At 69.4% G+C, this 16125-nt stretch carries 13 protein-coding genes; 7 read left to right on the top strand and 6 right to left on the bottom strand.

From position 1 onward, the window contains the following. Positions 1–367: 367 nt before the first annotated feature. From ACQP2Y_RS27620 to ACQP2Y_RS27600, 5 genes are read left to right on the top strand one after another with little or no spacing between them, the layout of a single operon-like run. Positions 368–2452, top strand: coding sequence for a molybdopterin oxidoreductase family protein (locus ACQP2Y_RS27620; RefSeq protein WP_433717938.1), 2085 nt, complete (start codon positions 368–370; stop codon positions 2450–2452). Then, entirely contained in the window at positions 2449–2793 is a 345-nt protein-coding gene (locus ACQP2Y_RS27615; RefSeq protein ID WP_433717937.1) for a molybdopterin oxidoreductase, read from the top strand. Before ACQP2Y_RS27620 ends, ACQP2Y_RS27615 begins: the two co-directional genes overlap by 4 nt. Beyond that, a complete protein-coding gene (gene nirB / locus ACQP2Y_RS27610; protein WP_433717936.1) occupies positions 2793–5249 on the top strand; it encodes a nitrite reductase large subunit NirB in 2457 nt (818 codons plus the stop codon). The genes ACQP2Y_RS27615 and nirB overlap by 1 nt, the downstream gene beginning before the upstream one ends. Then, positions 5246–5569 carry a Rieske (2Fe-2S) protein gene (locus tag ACQP2Y_RS27605; protein WP_212989015.1) on the top strand — a complete coding sequence of 108 codons (324 nt, stop codon included), beginning with the start codon at positions 5246–5248 and terminating at the stop codon, positions 5567–5569. The genes nirB and ACQP2Y_RS27605 overlap by 4 nt, the downstream gene beginning before the upstream one ends. Beyond that, entirely contained in the window at positions 5566–6900 is a 1335-nt protein-coding gene (locus ACQP2Y_RS27600) for a nitrate/nitrite transporter (protein ID WP_433717935.1), read from the top strand. The genes ACQP2Y_RS27605 and ACQP2Y_RS27600 overlap by 4 nt, the downstream gene beginning before the upstream one ends. Positions 6901–7099: 199 nt before the next feature. Here the strand turns inward: ACQP2Y_RS27600 and ACQP2Y_RS27595 are convergent, their stop codons facing one another. Next, complete coding sequence (locus ACQP2Y_RS27595; protein WP_433717934.1) at positions 7100–7456, bottom strand: hypothetical protein; 357 nt, start codon at positions 7454–7456, stop codon at positions 7100–7102. A 143-nt stretch (positions 7457–7599) separates the two neighbouring features. On the opposite strand from ACQP2Y_RS27595, the gene ACQP2Y_RS27590 reads away from it, so the two are divergent. Further along, positions 7600–8202: a DNA-binding response regulator gene (locus tag ACQP2Y_RS27590; protein ID WP_433717932.1), complete on the top strand. Its 603-nt coding sequence runs from the start codon at positions 7600–7602 to the stop codon at positions 8200–8202. On the opposite strand, the gene ACQP2Y_RS27585 is transcribed toward ACQP2Y_RS27590, so the two are convergent. Continuing rightward, positions 8197–10881 carry a hypothetical protein gene (locus ACQP2Y_RS27585; RefSeq protein ID WP_433717931.1) on the bottom strand — a complete coding sequence of 895 codons (2685 nt, stop codon included), beginning with the start codon at positions 10879–10881 and terminating at the stop codon, positions 8197–8199. The genes ACQP2Y_RS27590 and ACQP2Y_RS27585 overlap by 6 nt on opposite strands. A gap of 28 nt (positions 10882–10909) precedes the next feature. Next, entirely contained in the window at positions 10910–11116 is a 207-nt protein-coding gene (locus ACQP2Y_RS27580) for a hypothetical protein (RefSeq protein ID WP_433717930.1), read from the bottom strand. Between the two features lie 177 nt (positions 11117–11293). Here ACQP2Y_RS27580 and ACQP2Y_RS27575 point away from each other — a divergent pair, with 177 nt between their 5' ends. Continuing rightward, positions 11294–12454, top strand: coding sequence for an MFS transporter (locus ACQP2Y_RS27575; RefSeq protein WP_433717929.1), 1161 nt, complete (start codon positions 11294–11296; stop codon positions 12452–12454). A 6-nt stretch (positions 12455–12460) separates the two neighbouring features. On the opposite strand, the gene ACQP2Y_RS27570 is transcribed toward ACQP2Y_RS27575, so the two are convergent. Genes ACQP2Y_RS27570 through ACQP2Y_RS27560 form a run of 3 tightly spaced genes read right to left on the bottom strand, consistent with a single transcriptional unit; the run spans position 12461 to position 16041 of the window. Then, entirely contained in the window at positions 12461–13672 is a 1212-nt protein-coding gene (locus tag ACQP2Y_RS27570) for an AGE family epimerase/isomerase (RefSeq protein ID WP_433717928.1), read from the bottom strand. A gap of 28 nt (positions 13673–13700) precedes the next feature. Then, complete coding sequence (locus ACQP2Y_RS27565) at positions 13701–14933, bottom strand: PP2C family protein-serine/threonine phosphatase (protein ID WP_433717927.1); 1233 nt, start codon at positions 14931–14933, stop codon at positions 13701–13703. Between the two features lie 46 nt (positions 14934–14979). Further along, a complete protein-coding gene (locus ACQP2Y_RS27560; RefSeq protein WP_433717926.1) occupies positions 14980–16041 on the bottom strand; it encodes a S1 family peptidase in 1062 nt (353 codons plus the stop codon). Positions 16042–16125 lie beyond the last annotated feature (84 nt).

Raw genomic sequence — 16125 nt, 5'->3', positions numbered from 1 at the left:
GTAGTGAACGGTATTGTCCCGTCGAGACCTGCCATAGGGCTCATTCCAACAGGAAGGGGGCTTTGGCGGAGCTGGAGCTTCGCGAGGAGTTCAACAACGCCTCGCGCAACACTGTCCGGGATCGTGCCCTTCGCCATCACACTGTCCACGGACGACGACACCGGCCTCGGCGGCGGCGAGGGTGTCGCCTACATGTCGGCGGCGCGGGCGCAGCTGCGCCGCGCCGAGCACGGCTGATGAGAAATCCACCTGGCGCACCGGACCGGTTCGATCTCACAACGGGGCCGGGGCGGTTGTAGGGTTTTTTGAACGCCGCGGCAATCGTGGCGGTCCGGTGAGGAAATGGTTACCGCCGAGCATCATCGGTGTGACGGTGACCGAGACGCATTGCCCGTACTGCGCTTTGCAGTGCGGCATCGCGCTGACGCCTGAGATTCCCCGGGTGCGGCTGGAGCCTACCGAGTTCCCGGTCAACCGGGGTGGCCTATGCGCCAAGGGCTGGACCGCGGCCGAGCTGCTCGACCACAAGGATCGGCTGCTCACGCCGCTGGTGCGCAAGGATCCCGCGGATCGGGGCAGCCCGCTGCGGGAGGCCAGCTGGGATGAGGCGTACGAGCGCATCGTCGCCGGTATCGAACGCTGTCAGCGGGAGTACGGCGTCGACAGCGTCGGTGCCTTCGGTGGCGGTGGTCTGACCAACGAGAAGGCGTACACGCTCGGCAAGTTCGTGCGGGTGGCGTTGCGGTCCGCCTCGATCGACTACAACGGGCGTTTCTGCATGTCGTCCGCCGCCACCGCCGCCAACCGTGCTCTCGGTATCGACCGGGGGCTGCCGTTCCCGCTGGAGGATGTGGCCCAGGCCCGGACGGTGCTGCTGGTCGGGGCCAATCCGGCTGACGCCATGCCGCCGTCGATGCAGTATCTCGACGCCGGGCGGGCCGAGGGGGCGCGGCACATCGTTGTCGACCCGCGGCGTACGGCGACCGCCGCGGGCGCGTACCGGCATCTGCAGCCTCTGCCCGGCACGGACCTGGCGCTGGCCAACGGCCTGTTGCACATCGCGGTCCGGGAGGGCCTGGTCGACGAGGACTACATCCGGGACCGGACCACCGGCTTCGACGGCGTGCGCGCGGCCGTCGCCGCCTACTGGCCGGAACGGGTCGAGCGGATGACCGGGGTCAGCGAAGCCGACCTACGCGAGACCGTCCGACTGCTGGCCACCGAGCGACCGTCGATGATCCTCACTGCTCGCGGGGCCGAGCAGCACAGCAACGGCACCGACACCGCGCAGGCGTATCTGAACCTCGCCCTCGCGCTGGGCCTGATCGGGCGGCCCTACTCCGGCTACGGGACCATCACCGGGCAGGGCAACGGGCAGGGCGGGCGCGAGCACGGGCAGAAGGCCGACCAGCTGCCCGGCTACCGGCGGCTGGACGACCCGGCCGCCCGCGCGCACGTCGCCGGCGTCTGGGGTGTCGACCCGGACGAGCTTCCGCAGCCCGGCAAGTCCGCGTACGAGATGCTCGACCGGCTCGGCACCGACGGCGGGGTCCGCGCGCTGCTCGTGCTGGCCAGCAACATGGCCGTCTCCGCCCCGCACGCCGGGCACGTCATCGAGCGGCTGCGCGCGCTGGATCTGCTCGTCGTCTCCGACATCTTCCTCTCCGAGACCGCGGCGCTGGCCGACGTGGTGCTGCCCACGGCCCAGTTCGCCGAGGAGGAGGGCACGATGACCAACCTCGAGGGCCGGGTCATCCGCCGCCGGATGGCCCTCCCGCCGCCGCCGGACGTGCGTACCGACCTGCAGTTCCTCAGCGGGCTGGCGGACCGGCTGGGCCGCGGGCAGTTCTTCAGCGACGACCCGCGGACCGTCTTCGACGAGCTGCGCCGGGCCAGCGCCGGCGGGATCGCCGACTACGCCGGCATCACCTACGAGCGGATCGAGGCCGAGCAGGGCGTCTTCTGGCCGTGCCCGGCCGAGGACCATCCGGGTACGCCGCGACTGTTCGCCGATTCGTTCCCGACCTCGGACGGGCGCGCGAAGTTCGTCCGCGTCGAGCACCGCGACCCGCACGAGATGCCCGACCGGGACTACCCGTACGTGCTCACCACCGGGCGCAACATGCAGCAGTACCAGAGCGGCAACCAGACCCGCCGGGTCTCCGCCCTGACCGTCTCGCTGCCCGAGCCCCGCGTCGAGCTGCACCCCGACCTGGCCCGCCGGCTCGGCATCGCCGACAGCGACATGGTCGAGCTGTCCAGCCGCCGCGGCCGGGCCGTGTTCCGGGCCCGGCTCAACCCCGGCATCCGGCCGGACACCGTCTTCGCGCCGTTCCACTGGGGCGGCGACCAGGCCGTCAACCTGCTCACCGACCCGGCCCTCGACCGGCACTCCAAGATGCCCGCTTTCAAGGCGTGCGCGGTCGCCATCACGAAAGGAACACCTAGGTGAACTCCACACCCCGCTTCCTGCAGGGCGTCCTGCCCTTCGAGGGCAAGGGCCTGGACCAGCCGGCCCCGATCGGCGTGCCGGGCTACGTCGTGCCCGCCGGCGTGGCCGCGCAGGCTGTCTACTTCCGCGGCGGCAACTCGGCCGACGAGCTGATCTGTGTCGTGCTGATGCGGGACGGCAAGCCGATGCGGTACTTCCCGGTCGGCGCCAAGGCCGACGTGCACGTCCCGCTGCGGGTCGTCGAGGACCTGGACTCCGGGACGGCCGTCGAGCTGTGGCTGGCCGCACCGGCCGGAGTGACCGGCACCGTGGTTCTCGATCTCGGGCTGGTGGAGGTCTGATGGCCCCGCGACTGGTCGTCATCGGCAACGGCATGGCCGGCGCCCGCACGGTGGAGGAGATCCTCAGCCGCGGCGGCGACTTCGACATCACCATGTTCGGCGACGAGCCGTACGGCAACTACAACCGGATCATGCTGTCCAACGTCCTGGCCGGGGTCGAGGACGAGTCCGGCATCTTCCTCAACGACCTGAGCTGGTACGCCGACAACGGCATCACCCTGCACGCCGGCCGCCGGATCAGCCGCATCGACCGGTTCGCCAAGCAGGTGTACGCCGAGGACGGCACCGCCACCCCGTACGACAAGCTCATCATCGCCACCGGCAGCCGGGCGTTCGTCCCGCCGATCCCCGGCATCCACCGCCCCGGCCGCGGCTACCACCAGGGCGTCTTCGCGTTCCGCACGCTCGACGACACCCGCAGCATGATCCGCTACGCCCGCGAGCACGAGCGGGCCGTGGTGATCGGCGGCGGCCTGCTCGGTCTGGAAGCGGCCCGCGGCCTGCAGAACCACGTCTCGCAGGTGACGCTGCTGCACGCCATGGGGCACCTGATGAACACCCAGCTGGACGCCCAGGCCGGCGCGATCCTGCAGCGCAGCGTGGAGAAGCTGGGCATCGAGGTGGTCTGTGACGCGATGACCACCGAGATCCTCGGCAAGCACCAGGTCACTGGGGTCAAGCTTGCCGACGGCCGGGTCATCGACTGCGACGTGGTCGTGGTCGCCGCGGGCATCCGGGCCAACACCGAGGTGGCCGCGGCCAGCGGTCTCGTGGTCGAGCGCGGCATCGTGGTCGACGACCAGATGCGCGCCCAGGACGAGCCGGACATCTACGTGGTGGGGGAGTGCGCCCAGCACCGCGGCGAGACGTACGGGCTGGTCGCCCCGCTCTGGGACCAGGCCAAGGTGCTCGCCGACCACCTCACCGGCCGGGACCCGCAGGCCGCGTACCACGGCTCCCGGATCGCCACCAAGCTCAAGGTGGCCGGGGTCGACGTCGCCTCGATGGGCCTGAAGGAGTCCGACCGCGAGGACGACGAGACGCTGGTCTTCAGCGAGCCGCGCAAGGGCATCTACAAGAGCGTGATCATCCGCGACGGCCGGTTGGTCGGCGCGACGCTGGTCGGTGACGTCAAGAAGGTCGCGTTCCTGATGCAGGCCTTCGACCGCGGGCTGGCCCTGCCCGAGGACCGGGTCGAGCTGATGTTCGACCTGGGCGGCCCGCCCGCCGAGGTGAGCGCGGCCGAGCTCGCCGACGACGCCCAGGTCTGCAACTGCAACGGCGTCACCAAGGGCACGATCGCCGAGACGGTGCACGGCGGCTGCAAGACGGTCAGCGGCGTGATGGACAAGACCCGGGCCGGCAAGGGCTGCGGCACCTGCAAGAGCCTGGTCGCGCAGATCGTCGAGTGGGCCGCCGGCGGCGCCGTCGAGGAGGACCCCAAGGCGAGCTGGTACGTGCCGGGTGTCCCGATGCCCAAGGCGGAGCTGATGGCCGCGATCCGCACACACGACCTGCGCTCGGTGTCGTCGGTCTTCGCCAAGCTCGTGCCCGGCGGCGAGGAGGACGCCAAGAGCAAGATGGGCCTGGCCTCGCTGCTCAAGATGATGTGGGGCGAGGACTACGTCGACGAGCGCGACGCCCGGTTCATCAACGACCGGGTGCACGCCAACATCCAGCGCGACGGCACGTTCTCGGTGGTGCCGCAGATGAAGGGCGGCGTCACCACTCCGGCCCAGCTGCGGCGGATCGCCGAGGTGGCCGAGAAGCACGCCGTACCCATGGTCAAGCTGACCGGCGGGCAGCGCATCGACCTGCTGGGGATTCCCAAGGAGACACTGCCCAAGATCTGGGCCGACCTGGACATGCCCTCGGGCTACGCCTACGGCAAGAGCTTCCGCACGGTGAAGACCTGTGTGGGCTCGGACTTCTGCCGCTTCGGCGTCGGCGACTCCACCGCCCTGGGCATCGCCCTCGAGGAGCGCTACCAGGGCATCGAGGGGCCCGGCAAGATGAAACTCGCGGTCACCGGGTGCCCGCGCAACTGCGCCGAGGCGTACGTGAAGGACCTCGGCGTGGTGGCCATCGACGGCGGCCGCTGGGAGCTCTACGTCGGCGGTGCGGCCGGCGCCCACGTCCGCAAGGGCGACCTGCTGGCCACGGTCGAGTCGCCCGAGGAGGTCATCACGCTGACCGGGCGGTTCCTGCAGTACTACCGGGAGAGCGCCAACTGGCTGGAGCGCACGTACGCGTGGGTGCCCCGCCTCGGCATCGAGCACATCCGCGCGGTGGTGGTGGACGACGCCGAGGGCATCGCCGCCGACCTGGACGCCGCGATGGCCGCCTCGGTCGCCGCCTACCGCGATCCGTGGAAGGAACGGGCCGAACCGGCCACCCCCGGGCAGTTCCGCACGTCGCTGCCGCTGGTCGTGCTGCCGCAGGTGCCGGTCCGATGAGGATCCTGGGGCCGGTCACCGACATCCCGCTGGGCGAGGGACGCACCTACGAGGTCGACGGCGAGATGGTCGCTGTCTTCCGGCTGCGCGACGGCTCGGTACGCGCACTGTCCGCCGTCTGCCCGCACCGCGGCGGGCCGCTGGCCGACGGCCAGATCGACAACAAGGTGCTGGTCTGCCCGCTGCACCTCATGGCTTTCGACATCACCACCGGCTGCTCGCTGTCCGGGATCAGTGATCTCACCGTCTACCCCGTCACCGTCGACGCCGACGGTCACCTCGTCATCTCGTCGCTCACCGCCTCGGAGGTCCCGTCATGACCGCAACCCTGGAACGTCCCGCGGCGAGAACCGTCCGCGGGCACTGGATCGACGACTGGCGGCCCGAGGACCGGACCTTCTGGGACACCACCGGCGCCCCGATCGCCCGGCGCAACCTGATCTTCTCGATCTTCTCCGAGCACATCGGCTTCTCGGTGTGGACGCTGTGGTCGGTGCTGGTGCTGTTCCTCGGCCCCGCGTACGGCATCGACCCGGCCGGCAAGTTCCTGCTCACCGCCGTGCCCGCGCTGGTCGGCGGCGCGCTGCGGATCCCGTACACCTTCGCGGTGGCCCGGTTCGGCGGCCGCAACTGGACCATCATCAGCGCCTCCCTGCTGCTGATCCCGGCAGTGCTGGCCGCTTTCCTGATCGAGCCCGGCGTCTCCTACACGACGCTGATCCTGCTGGCTGCGATCGCCGGCGTCGGCGGCGGCAACTTCGCGTCGTCGATGGCCAACATCAACGCGTTCTACCCGGACCGGCTCAAGGGCTGGGCGCTGGGCATCAACGCCGGCGGCGGCAACCTCGGCGTCGCGGCCGTGCAGCTGGTCGGCCTGTTCGTGCTGGCCGTCTTCGGCGCCGGGCACCCGGGCATCGTCGCCGGCATCTACATCCCGCTGATCGTGGTGGCCGTGCTCGGCTCGGCGCTCAAGATGGACAACCTGACCCAGGCCCGCAACGAGAAGCGCGGCATGCGCGACGCCGCCCGCGAGGGCCACACCTGGATCATGGCGCTGCTCTACATCGGCACCTTCGGCTCGTTCATCGGCTTCGGCTTCGCCTTCGGCCAGGTGCTGCAGGTGCAGTTCGCGCAGGACTTCAACACCCCGGTCAAGGCCGCCTACCTGACCTTCCTGGGCCCGCTGCTGGGCTCGCTGATCCGCCCGGTCGGCGGGGCGCTGGCGGACCGGCTCGGCGGCGCCCGGGTCACGTTCGTCAACTTCATCGCGATGGCCGCCGGCGCCAGCATCGTGCTGCTGGCCTCGCAACTGCGCTCGCTGCCGCTCTACCTGGTCGGCTTCATCGCCCTGTTCATCTTCAGCGGCATCGGCAACGGCTCGACGTACAAGATGATCCCGCGCATCTTCGCGCTGAAGAACCCGGGCGACGAGCACGAGGCCCGCCGGCTGTCCGGCGCGGTCATCGGCATCGCCGGGGCGATCGGCGCCTTCGGCGGGGTGCTGGTGAACCTGGCGTTCCGGCAGTCGTTCCTGACCTACAAGACCGCGGACGCGGCCTACATCGCGTTCATCGCCTTCTACGCGCTCTGTGTGCTGGTCACCTGGGCCGTCTACCTGCGCTCGTCGAGCCGCAAGCTCGCCGGCGTCTGAATCCTTGGCCGTGCGGCCCCTCGGCCTCTGGATCCCCGCTACCGCGCGCCCGGAGCATTACCTCACGTGAGGCGCTACATCTGCCCATAACGTCTATTGAACGCGTGATTCCCGCGGCGGACGCCCATCAGGGTACCGCCGCGGTGGTCCGTCGGTCATCCCTCTTCCCCTTCGCTACCGGCATTGACTTGTATCGCTGTCAACGCCGGTGTTGGAGCCTACTGATGTAGAGCTGGCCGCTGGCTTCTGCCTGCCGCGCCTCAAGACAGGCCCGTCGTACGATGTTGGCGGCCTCGTCGATACGGCGTTCCGTCTCGGCCAGCAGTTCGTTGTTCGAGCGTCCGCGAATGGCTGCCAGGCGAGCGGCAACGCGTTTCAGTCGCTGGGCGTAGCGTTCTAGATCCGAATGGGTGCGGGTCGTCGCAGTGACACAATTTCGAACGGCTACGATGATCTCCCCGACACTGCCGAAGTCACCCCCGGTTTCGAAGTCCCAATCTTCGTCGTCCGAGAATCCGGACGATGGCCTTTGCGGAGGGTCATTTCTCGGTGACATATGGTCACGGTAGGCGTGGCACGGTCTGCCGGTCCATGACGCCAAATGCCCGCAGGGTTGCGCCACCGCGTGGCTGGATGGCTTTCGTAGCACACATGGGCAAGGATCTACGGATTGCTCCCGGCGGTCGGAGGTCCGGTTCCATGCAGGTGCGGATCGCTGTGGCCGATCCCCTGCCGGTCTTCCGGTACGGACTCATGGAGATACTGCGTGCCGCCGGATTCGAGTCGGAGACACCCGAGGACCTCCTTGCGTGGGCCGGCGATCGTCAGGCGAAAGTAATCGTATTGACCTTGCGCTCCGAGGAAGATTGGCACCTGCTCGGAAGCCTGCACCGCGCGACAGCCGACCTTATGCTGGTCGCCCTGCTGGAAAATATGTCGGTGGTGGACTCGGTTCGCGCACTTCGGGCTGGGGCGGTCTGCGTTCTGCCGCGCGACGCCAGCCCTGCGCAACTGCGTGAAGGGTTTCAGGCTGTGGTCCGCGGAGAGAGCCGAGTTCCTGTGGACGCACTGCGGGCACTGGTCGCTTCCCCGCCGACTTTACCGCCGGCCAACGAGCCGACTCCTACCGAACGCGACTGGCTTCGCCGGTTGGCGGGTGGAGCCACCGTCGGGCGGCTGGCTACCGATGCCGGGTATTCCGAGCGCATGATGTTCCGGTTGCTTCGCGACCTGTACACCCGGATAGGTGCCCAAAACCGTACCGACGCGTTGATCAGAGCTCAGCACAAGGGCTGGTTATGACGAGGCGAGTAATCTCCGTAGCTCCGGAAGGACATCCCTGGGCTGTCCCTCGGTCAAGATGAGAAACAACTCTCGCCGGCGGTGCCGTGCACCCGGCAGGTTCACAGAGTCCACCGCTAGGCGGAATTGTTCGAGCGCCAGTTCTTCTCCATGTTCCTTCCCTAGCAGGGCGAGTCCGCCTAGGGCCAGACCGTGTGCCTCGTAGGCCAGGTAACTGCCGGGCGCGGTTCCCTCGAGATCCTCGGCCAGCCGCGCCGAGTGTTCGAACAACTGCACTGCCGACTCGCCGGAATGTGGCTGATGCAGAGCGGCCAGACCTTTTATCGCACTGGTCTCGGCGGCGTACACGCCGACGGAGTATCGTGCGGCCACGCTCGCCGCCGCGAGAGCCTTGGCGGATTCGTGCCGGCGAAGTTGAATTATTGCGAGCGTGGCCCCAGATGGTCCGAGCAACGAGGGATCGCCGAGCCGGGACGCTACACCGAACGCACGTTCCGCTAAGTGCAAGGCGCGGTCGGCGTCTTCCCGATAGAGCCACACCCAGGCCTCGAGTTCGTCGCAGCGCGCTGCCGAGATTCGGTCCTGCTCACCGGCGGCCCGTCTGGCTCGACCAAGCTGATCGAGGGCGACGCGATCGTCGCCCTGCTCAAGACTGATGATTGCTCGTTGCAGCATGATGCGGACCTCGCGACGGTCCTCCATCGGAGACTCGGCCATGTCGAGATGTGTGGTCGCGACGTCGAAATGGCCTGTCTCCGTCAAGCACAACGCTAAACCCAGATGCGCATCGGCCGTCATTTCCGGAAGCTTTTCCGCTACTGAATCGACGATGGTCTTGTACTGCACCGCGGCACTACGGACCTCGCCTGCACGGAAATGATAGGCGCCGAGCTGCAGCCGCAACATAATTTTGTTCTTTGTGCTCCTGACTCCCTCGTTGATACGGCCGGCTAAGTGGACCATGGTAATGGCCTCGTGCAACCGGCCCTGTTCGGCGTAAGCCCTGGCACGCATCGAAGCGAGACGTACTTGGTCCCCGAGGCCGTAGAGTTCTTCGGTCAGCTGGTCCAACCAGGGTTCGAGCGTGTGCACCTGGCCCCAGTCCATCAGGCACTCCTCTTCGAGCGCCAGAATCACGCGCAATGCATCGACGGGCCGGCCCGACGTTACGTACAGATCCACCGCCAGAAACGCTTCTTCGAGGTCGGCCAGGTTCGTCGGCGTCCGGTGTGCGTTCTCCTCCTCAAAGAACCGCGCTGCGTGCCGTTGCAGCGTGCGAAGCTCGTCGACGGCTATCGCGCCTCTTATGCGGGCAGCCTCACCGGTGGGTATGTAGTACCGGTGGCGCCTGCGGCGCACGACGCGGTAGTTCGCGAGATCCTCCAGGACGGCGTCCGCATCGCCGGAGGTCGCATCAGTCAAGTGGCCTACCACCGGGGAGCTGACGGGGTGGTCCAGAGCGGCCAGCACCTGCATGACGCGCTGCTGTGGCCGATCCAGACTGCCCAGCAGGGTGCGCACGAACCGTTCGGGCGAGCCAGCGGCACGCACGACGTCGCGGAAACGGAAGGACGGCGACGCCTTCCAAGTACCCAACAGCAACTCGGTGATCCGCGGGTTCCCTCTGGTCGCTCTGCACAGATCGGCGCTGGATACGTCGGAGGACCGGGCAAGCCCGACCGCCGCAAGATCGGTCAAGAACTCATCGAAGAAGTCCTCCGGCAGACCTTCGACAATGCGGACCGGCTCACGCTCGTCAATCGGCATCGGCGCGTTGGTCACGAGAAGCACCTTGATTTCCCTGCGCGGAACGTTCTCAATCCTCATGAGCAGGTTGTGGAGCATCTGGTCACGAAAGCCGCCTCCGTCTGGCCGGAGCAGCTCCTGTGCGTCGTCTAGGACCAGCCAGACGCGTTGGCCTGCAAGCTCGGCGGCCACGTCATTCCACTTCATCAGGAAATCGCCGGAAGGACCGTTGAGGCGTTCGCGGACCCGCCGGCGAATTTCACTGTTCGCGATTGTACCGACGAGTGACTCCAGGATGGAGTCGGCAGTCACGCCGGGATAGCCGCGTGCGTCGAGGTACGAGACAGCAACGTCCGTCGGAGCATTCTGGGCAATGTCCGCCGCGATCGCAGTTTTGCCGACACCATCATCTCCCTGCAGCGTCACAAACGTTGCTTCGGGGTCCGCGAGTGCCTCAACAACCGCTTCAAACTCGTCGCGTCGATCGCACAGTGTCGCTGATATGAATTCGGGCAGCCCACTCACGATTCTCTTCGCTTCGATCGGCGGGCGTTCGACTACAGCAGCACTCCTGGTGCCCGGCATCTCGTTGGTTACGTAGACGTTGCCGGTGATGGGGCCGGTGAATGCCTGACCCAGGTTAGCCACCGGTCCTGTGCTGCCGCCGGAGACTGCGGACGTAGAGACATCGGTTGACTGCCGGTCGTTGCCCTGGTCTAGATTTTTCCAGGCTAGAACGGAAAAAACCGCGGTGAGTGCAGCGAAAGCAACGACCCAATGCCAAGGATCCTCCTCGATCAGGTGCAGAGGCCAGGGCCATCCCGCTTTAGCTGTGGCCGCGTTCACCGCGATCGCGATCAAAGTACTTAAGGTGGCGGTGCCGACAACGATCAACAGAGCGCCGAAGACGCGGAGGCGGCCACGCGATGGCATCTATCACCTCCCGGAAGGTGTGGCGCACTTACGATGCCACGACCGCCACATTGATCGCCATCGTCACCATGAGGCCGCAAAGGTGACGCTCGCTGCTGTTCTGCGGCAGGTTCTCGATCGGTCTCATCGCGTTGTTCCTCTTCAGCGGTTCCGGCTGCGACTCGCCCGCGAACTCGCCGGTGCCTGATCGAGACGCGAGTCCGCCCTGTGCATCGGCGTTGGAATTGGTGATCACGCTCAGTCGGCGGGTCCTGAGCTGCCGGACATCTCCCGCACGGTCGAGCCGCCGTTGACGAAGATCGTCCGCCCGGGGGTGACCAGCGGCGGCGTGACCACGCCGATCGCTGCCCTGCCTTGGAGGTGCAGGTCCGGGCGGGCGGTCCGCGGTCACCGTGATCTGCATACTGAGCCCGTGGCCGAGATCTTCGCACCGTCCCCGGCGCCGGTGCGCCAGCGTCCGCCGTCGCTGCGGGTAGCCATCGGCGGCGGTGCGGCGTTCTTCCTGATCGGGCTGCTCGTCGCGGTGTACGGCCCGCTCATCCCCGTCCTGCGCGCGACCTTCGGCGGCTCGGCGACCGCGGCCAGCCTGCTGGTCAGCGCCCACTTCGCCGGATCCGTCCTCGGCGTGCTGACGGCGGGCGTGGCCGACCGGCGCAGCACCTTCCGCGCCCGGTTCCTCGTCGAGCTGATCGTGGTCGCGGCCGGCGCTCTCGTGCTGATGGCCGCACCCGCCTGGCCGGTTCTGCTGGGCGGAGCGTTCCTGCTCGGGCTCGGTTTCGGCGGGCTCGACCTCGACCTCAACGTCTACTTCGCCTCCGCGTACGGCGAGCGCGGCGCCGTGGTCCTCAACCTGCTCAGCGCCGCCTTCGGAGTCGGTGCCGTCGCCGGTCCGTTGCTGGTGGCGGCGACCGACGGGAACCGGCTCGCCATCGGGTGCACGTACCTGGTCATCGCCGTGGCGACGATGCCGCTGCTGGCCGGTGCCCCGACCGTGCTGCCGGCGGGCCCGGCCCGGAACCGGTCGGCAGCCGGCGGCCGGCCCCTGATCGTGGCCGCGTTCCTGGCGCTCTTCCTGCTCTACGTCGGCGCCGAGACCGGCGTGGCCAGCTGGGCCGCCACGTACCTCATCGAAGTCGTCGGTTCCAGCGCCGACACCGCTGCCGGGGCCACCGCGACGTTCTGGGTCGCCTTCACCGTCGGCCGCCTGCTCGCCGCCCCGCTCAGTCTGCGTCTGCCGCCGGCCCGGCTGGTGCCCCTGACCCTGCTCCTGGCCACCGCGAGCATGACCCTGGCCTGGTGGCCACCGGCTGCCGGCTACAGCTTCATCCTGACCGGCCTCTTCCTGGCCCCGGTCTTCCCGACCGCCCTGTCGTGGTTCGTCCAGGTCCACCCCGCGGCCGGCACGTCCACCGCGCTGGTGATCGCCGGGGCGAGCTTCGGACCGATCGTGATCTCGCCGCTGATCGGTCTGACCCACGACGGGCTCGGGCCGGCCGCCATCGTGCCGGCCCTGGCCGCGGTCATCATCCTGGACCTCGGGCTGGCTGTTGCCCTGCGCCGCGTCCGCCGGTAAGCCTCGTTACGCCGGGCCGGTCAGCGTCTGCGCGACGGCCGGCGCCAGCATCGGGGTCAGTGGCAGCCGGGCGGTCAGCGTCGCCTGGAGGCTGTGGTACAGATCCGGCTTGCCCGGCCACACCGTCTCGGTCGGCACGTTCTCCGCGTCGAGCTGGTGGAACCACGAGCCGTGGTCGTGGTCGAGCTGGTACGCCGCCGCGTAGTCCCACCAGGTGCGGTACCAGGTCGCGTACTGCTCGTCGCCGAAGCGCCGGTGCAGGGCCGCGGCGGCGCTGATCGCCTCGGTGGTCACCCAGTGCATCCGGTCGCGGACCACCGGCTTGCCGTCCCAGTCGGTGGTGTAGACGAAGCCCGGCCGCCCGTCGACCGACCAGCCGTCGCTCACCGCCCGGTCGAACAGGGACCGGGAGGCTCCGGCCAGCCAGGACTCCGCCGGGCGAGCGGCCTCGGCGTGCAGGAACAGCCGCGACCACTCCAGGCCGTGACCGACCGTGGCCCCGTACGGCTTGAACGGGTGGTCCGGCTGCTCGCGGTGGAAGTCCGGCTGCGGCCGCCAGTGCTCGTCGTAGTGCTCCGGGATGCGCCAGTCGTGCGCCCGCGCGGTGTCGGCCACGAACCGGCAGACCCGCAGCGCCCGGTCCAGCCACGCCTCGTCGCCGGTCACGCCGGCGACCGTCAGCATCGCCTCGACCGCGTGCATGTTGCCGTTGATGCCCCGGTAGCCGTCCAGGACCGTGAAGTCGGCGTTCCAGGTGTCCACGCAGCGCCCGGCGTCGTCGTCCCAGAAGCGCTGGACGAACACCCCCTCGGCCGCGGCGAGCAGGGCCGGCCCGCCGGTCAGCCCGGCGCTGGTCGCGGAGGCTCCGGCGAGCAGCACGAACGCGTGGTCGTAGCAGGCCTTGACCGTCCGATCGCCGAGCGCGGGGAACCAGCCGCCGTGTTGTTCGTCGCAGAGCCGCCCGGTGAGCCCGCGCAGGGCCTGCTCGGCGATCGGCGCGGCGCCGGGCACGCCGAGCAGGGTGCCGACGGCGTAGACGTGTGTCATCCGCGAGCTGAGCAGGGTGGAGACCTGCTGCTGCGGGTCCGGCCGGCCGTGGGCGTCGAGCCAGCGGGCGCCGCCGGCCGGATCGGCGGTCCGGCGCCCGAACGCCAGCAGCTCCCGGGTGTGCTGGTCCAGCCAGCGGTGATGGGCGGGGTTCGTCGGCCAGGAGGACATCTGGATCACTGTAGGGGGACCGCCGTCCTCATGCCGGAGCAATCCCCTGTGGCACGGCACTGCCGGGCCGGTCGACACTCATGGCCATCAGGGCGACGTCGTCGTCGAGCTCGTCGAAGGTGCCCAGCAGCTCCACGAACGCCGCCACGGCCCCGGGCGCGTCGATGGGCGTCAGCGTGCCGGCGAACGCTTCCAGGGCCTCGCTGCCGTAGCGCTCATCGCCGGTCTTCGCGTCGGTGAGGCCGTCGCTGTACAGCACCAGAGTGTCGCCCGGGTCCAGCCGCAGCGTCCGGCTGACCAGCCGGGGTTCCGCGATGATGCCGATCAGGGTGCCGCCGGTGGTGTGCTGGTGGCGGGCGGTGCCGTTGGGGCGCAGCAGCAGCGGTGGCGGATGCCCGCCGCCGGCGATGGTGGCCGTCCAGCCGGTCCCGTCCGGGGTCAGCAGGCCGAACACGACCGTGCAGTGCCGGTGGGCCTGACTGCGGTACTCCTGGTGGAGCACCGAGTTGAGGTTGCGCAGGACCGCCTCGGGCGTGGGGTCGTAGACGGCGGCGGCGCGCAGCGTGTAGCGGGCCGCGGCGGTCACGGCCGCCGCCTCGACGCCCTTGCCGCAGACGTCACCCAGGAAGAACCCCCAGCGGCCCTCGCTGAGCGGGAACAGGTCGTAGAAGTCGCCGCCGACCTCGTCGGGTGAGGCCATCCGGTAGTGCCCGGCCGTGCGCATGCCCGCCGGTGCGGGCAGGCTGACCGGCAGCAGGCTGCGTTGCAGGCCGGAGACCAGGCCGCGGAGCCGTTCCCGGTCGCCCTCGGCGTCGCGGCGCGCCCGCAGCAGCTCCTGCTCGTACGCGCGGCGCTCGCGGGCGTCGAAGATCGTGGTGCGCACCATCAGCGGGGTGCCGTCGGCGCCGGTCTTGACCGTGGCGGTGACCAGCACCGGCAGCCGGGTGCCGTCGGCGCCCCGCAGCTCCAGGGCGATGCCGTTGATCTCGCCGCGCATCCGCAGCAGCGGCGCCAGGTGGGTCTCGTGGAAGACCTGGCCACCGACGGTGAGCAGGTCGACGAAGCGCCGCCGCCCGACCAGCTCCTCGCGGGTGTGCCCGAGCCAGCCCAGCAGTGTGGAGTTGACCCGCACGATCGTGCCGTCGGGCAGGGTGGCGAGATTGCCGCAGGGGGCGTTGTCGTAGAGCTCGTCGGTGTCGTCGCCGATGAGGGCGGCAAGCTCCGAGGGGTCCCCGACGGAGCGGGACGAGACCGCGTCCATCAGCACATACTTTCATCCTGCCCGGCGGTGGGCGAGCGGAGGCGGGTCAGCGGCGGTGCCGGCGCACGCCGCTGCGCTGGTGGTCGCGCCTACGCCGGCGGTTGCCCAGGACCAGGGCGGGCACCGCGCCGAAGCCGACGACCACGAAGGTGGCCAGCGCCGTGCGGACCACGGGATCGGCGGCCGGGCCGCGGACCGCGGCCGCCAGCGAGCTGTCGTCGGCCGGCGGGGCGCTCGGTGTCGCGGCCGGTGGCTTCTTCACCGGCGTCTTGGACGACGCCTTGGACGACGGCGCCTTCGTGGCCGGTGCCGGGCGGCCGATGATGCCGGTGATCCAGCCGGCGATGGTGTCGATCCGCCCGCTCAGGTCGACTTTCGCGTGCGGGCACGACGGTCCGTGGCTGACCACCGAGATCAGCACCGCGTCGCCGTCCTGCTGGGTGAAGTAGGGGCCGCCCGAGTCCTGCGAGCAGGGGCTGGTGGTGGCGCGGGGGGCGTGACCGCGCATGCCGACGTACGCGCGGCTGAGCGAGGCGACCTTGAACTGGCCGGTCTGCAGGTGGGTGGCCAGGCTCGACGGGTCGTCGTCGACCGTACGGCCGTAGCCGGCCAGGCGCACGATCGTGCCGACCTTGGGCGCCTTGCGGTTGAGCTTGGCCGGGGCGATGTCGGTGATCGGCTCGGCCAGCCGGGCCAGCGCCACGTCGGTCGTCGAGGACTGGCGCACCGCGATGACCTTGACCTTGTGCCCCGCGGTGCCGGACAGATCCGTGCGGCCGGCGGTGGCGGTGGTCAGCCGGGCCACCAGGCGCGAGACGTGGGTGCCCTTGATGTTCTTGAAGCAGTGCCCGGCCGTGATCACCCAGCGGGGTGCGACCAGCGCGCCGGTACAGGAGCTGTCGCGGCGCCCGCCACCCGCTTCGGGGATGCCGGTCATGGTGAGCTTCACCGCGAAGCCGTACCGGCCCGGCACGGCGTCCTCGCCGTTGGCGATCGCCGGTGGTGCCACGGCAGCCCGCGCCGGGGCGCCGGCGCCGAGCACGAGCGCGGCAGCGATCGCCGGCAGCAGCAGGAGCACCAGCGCCATCGTGGCGGAGCGGGGTCGCAAAGGGCGGTCCTTCCGGAGAGCAACTGTGCAACAAGACGTGGGAAACGTATCTTAAGTTGCAAGCGCCAATACAATTTCTCTCCG

The organism is Actinoplanes sp. CA-051413 (genome assembly GCF_050955795.1).
Classification (GTDB): domain Bacteria; phylum Actinomycetota; class Actinomycetes; order Mycobacteriales; family Micromonosporaceae; genus Actinoplanes.
Note: the sequence above shows the minus strand (reverse complement) of the source record. Positions and strands in the feature narration are given on the sequence as shown.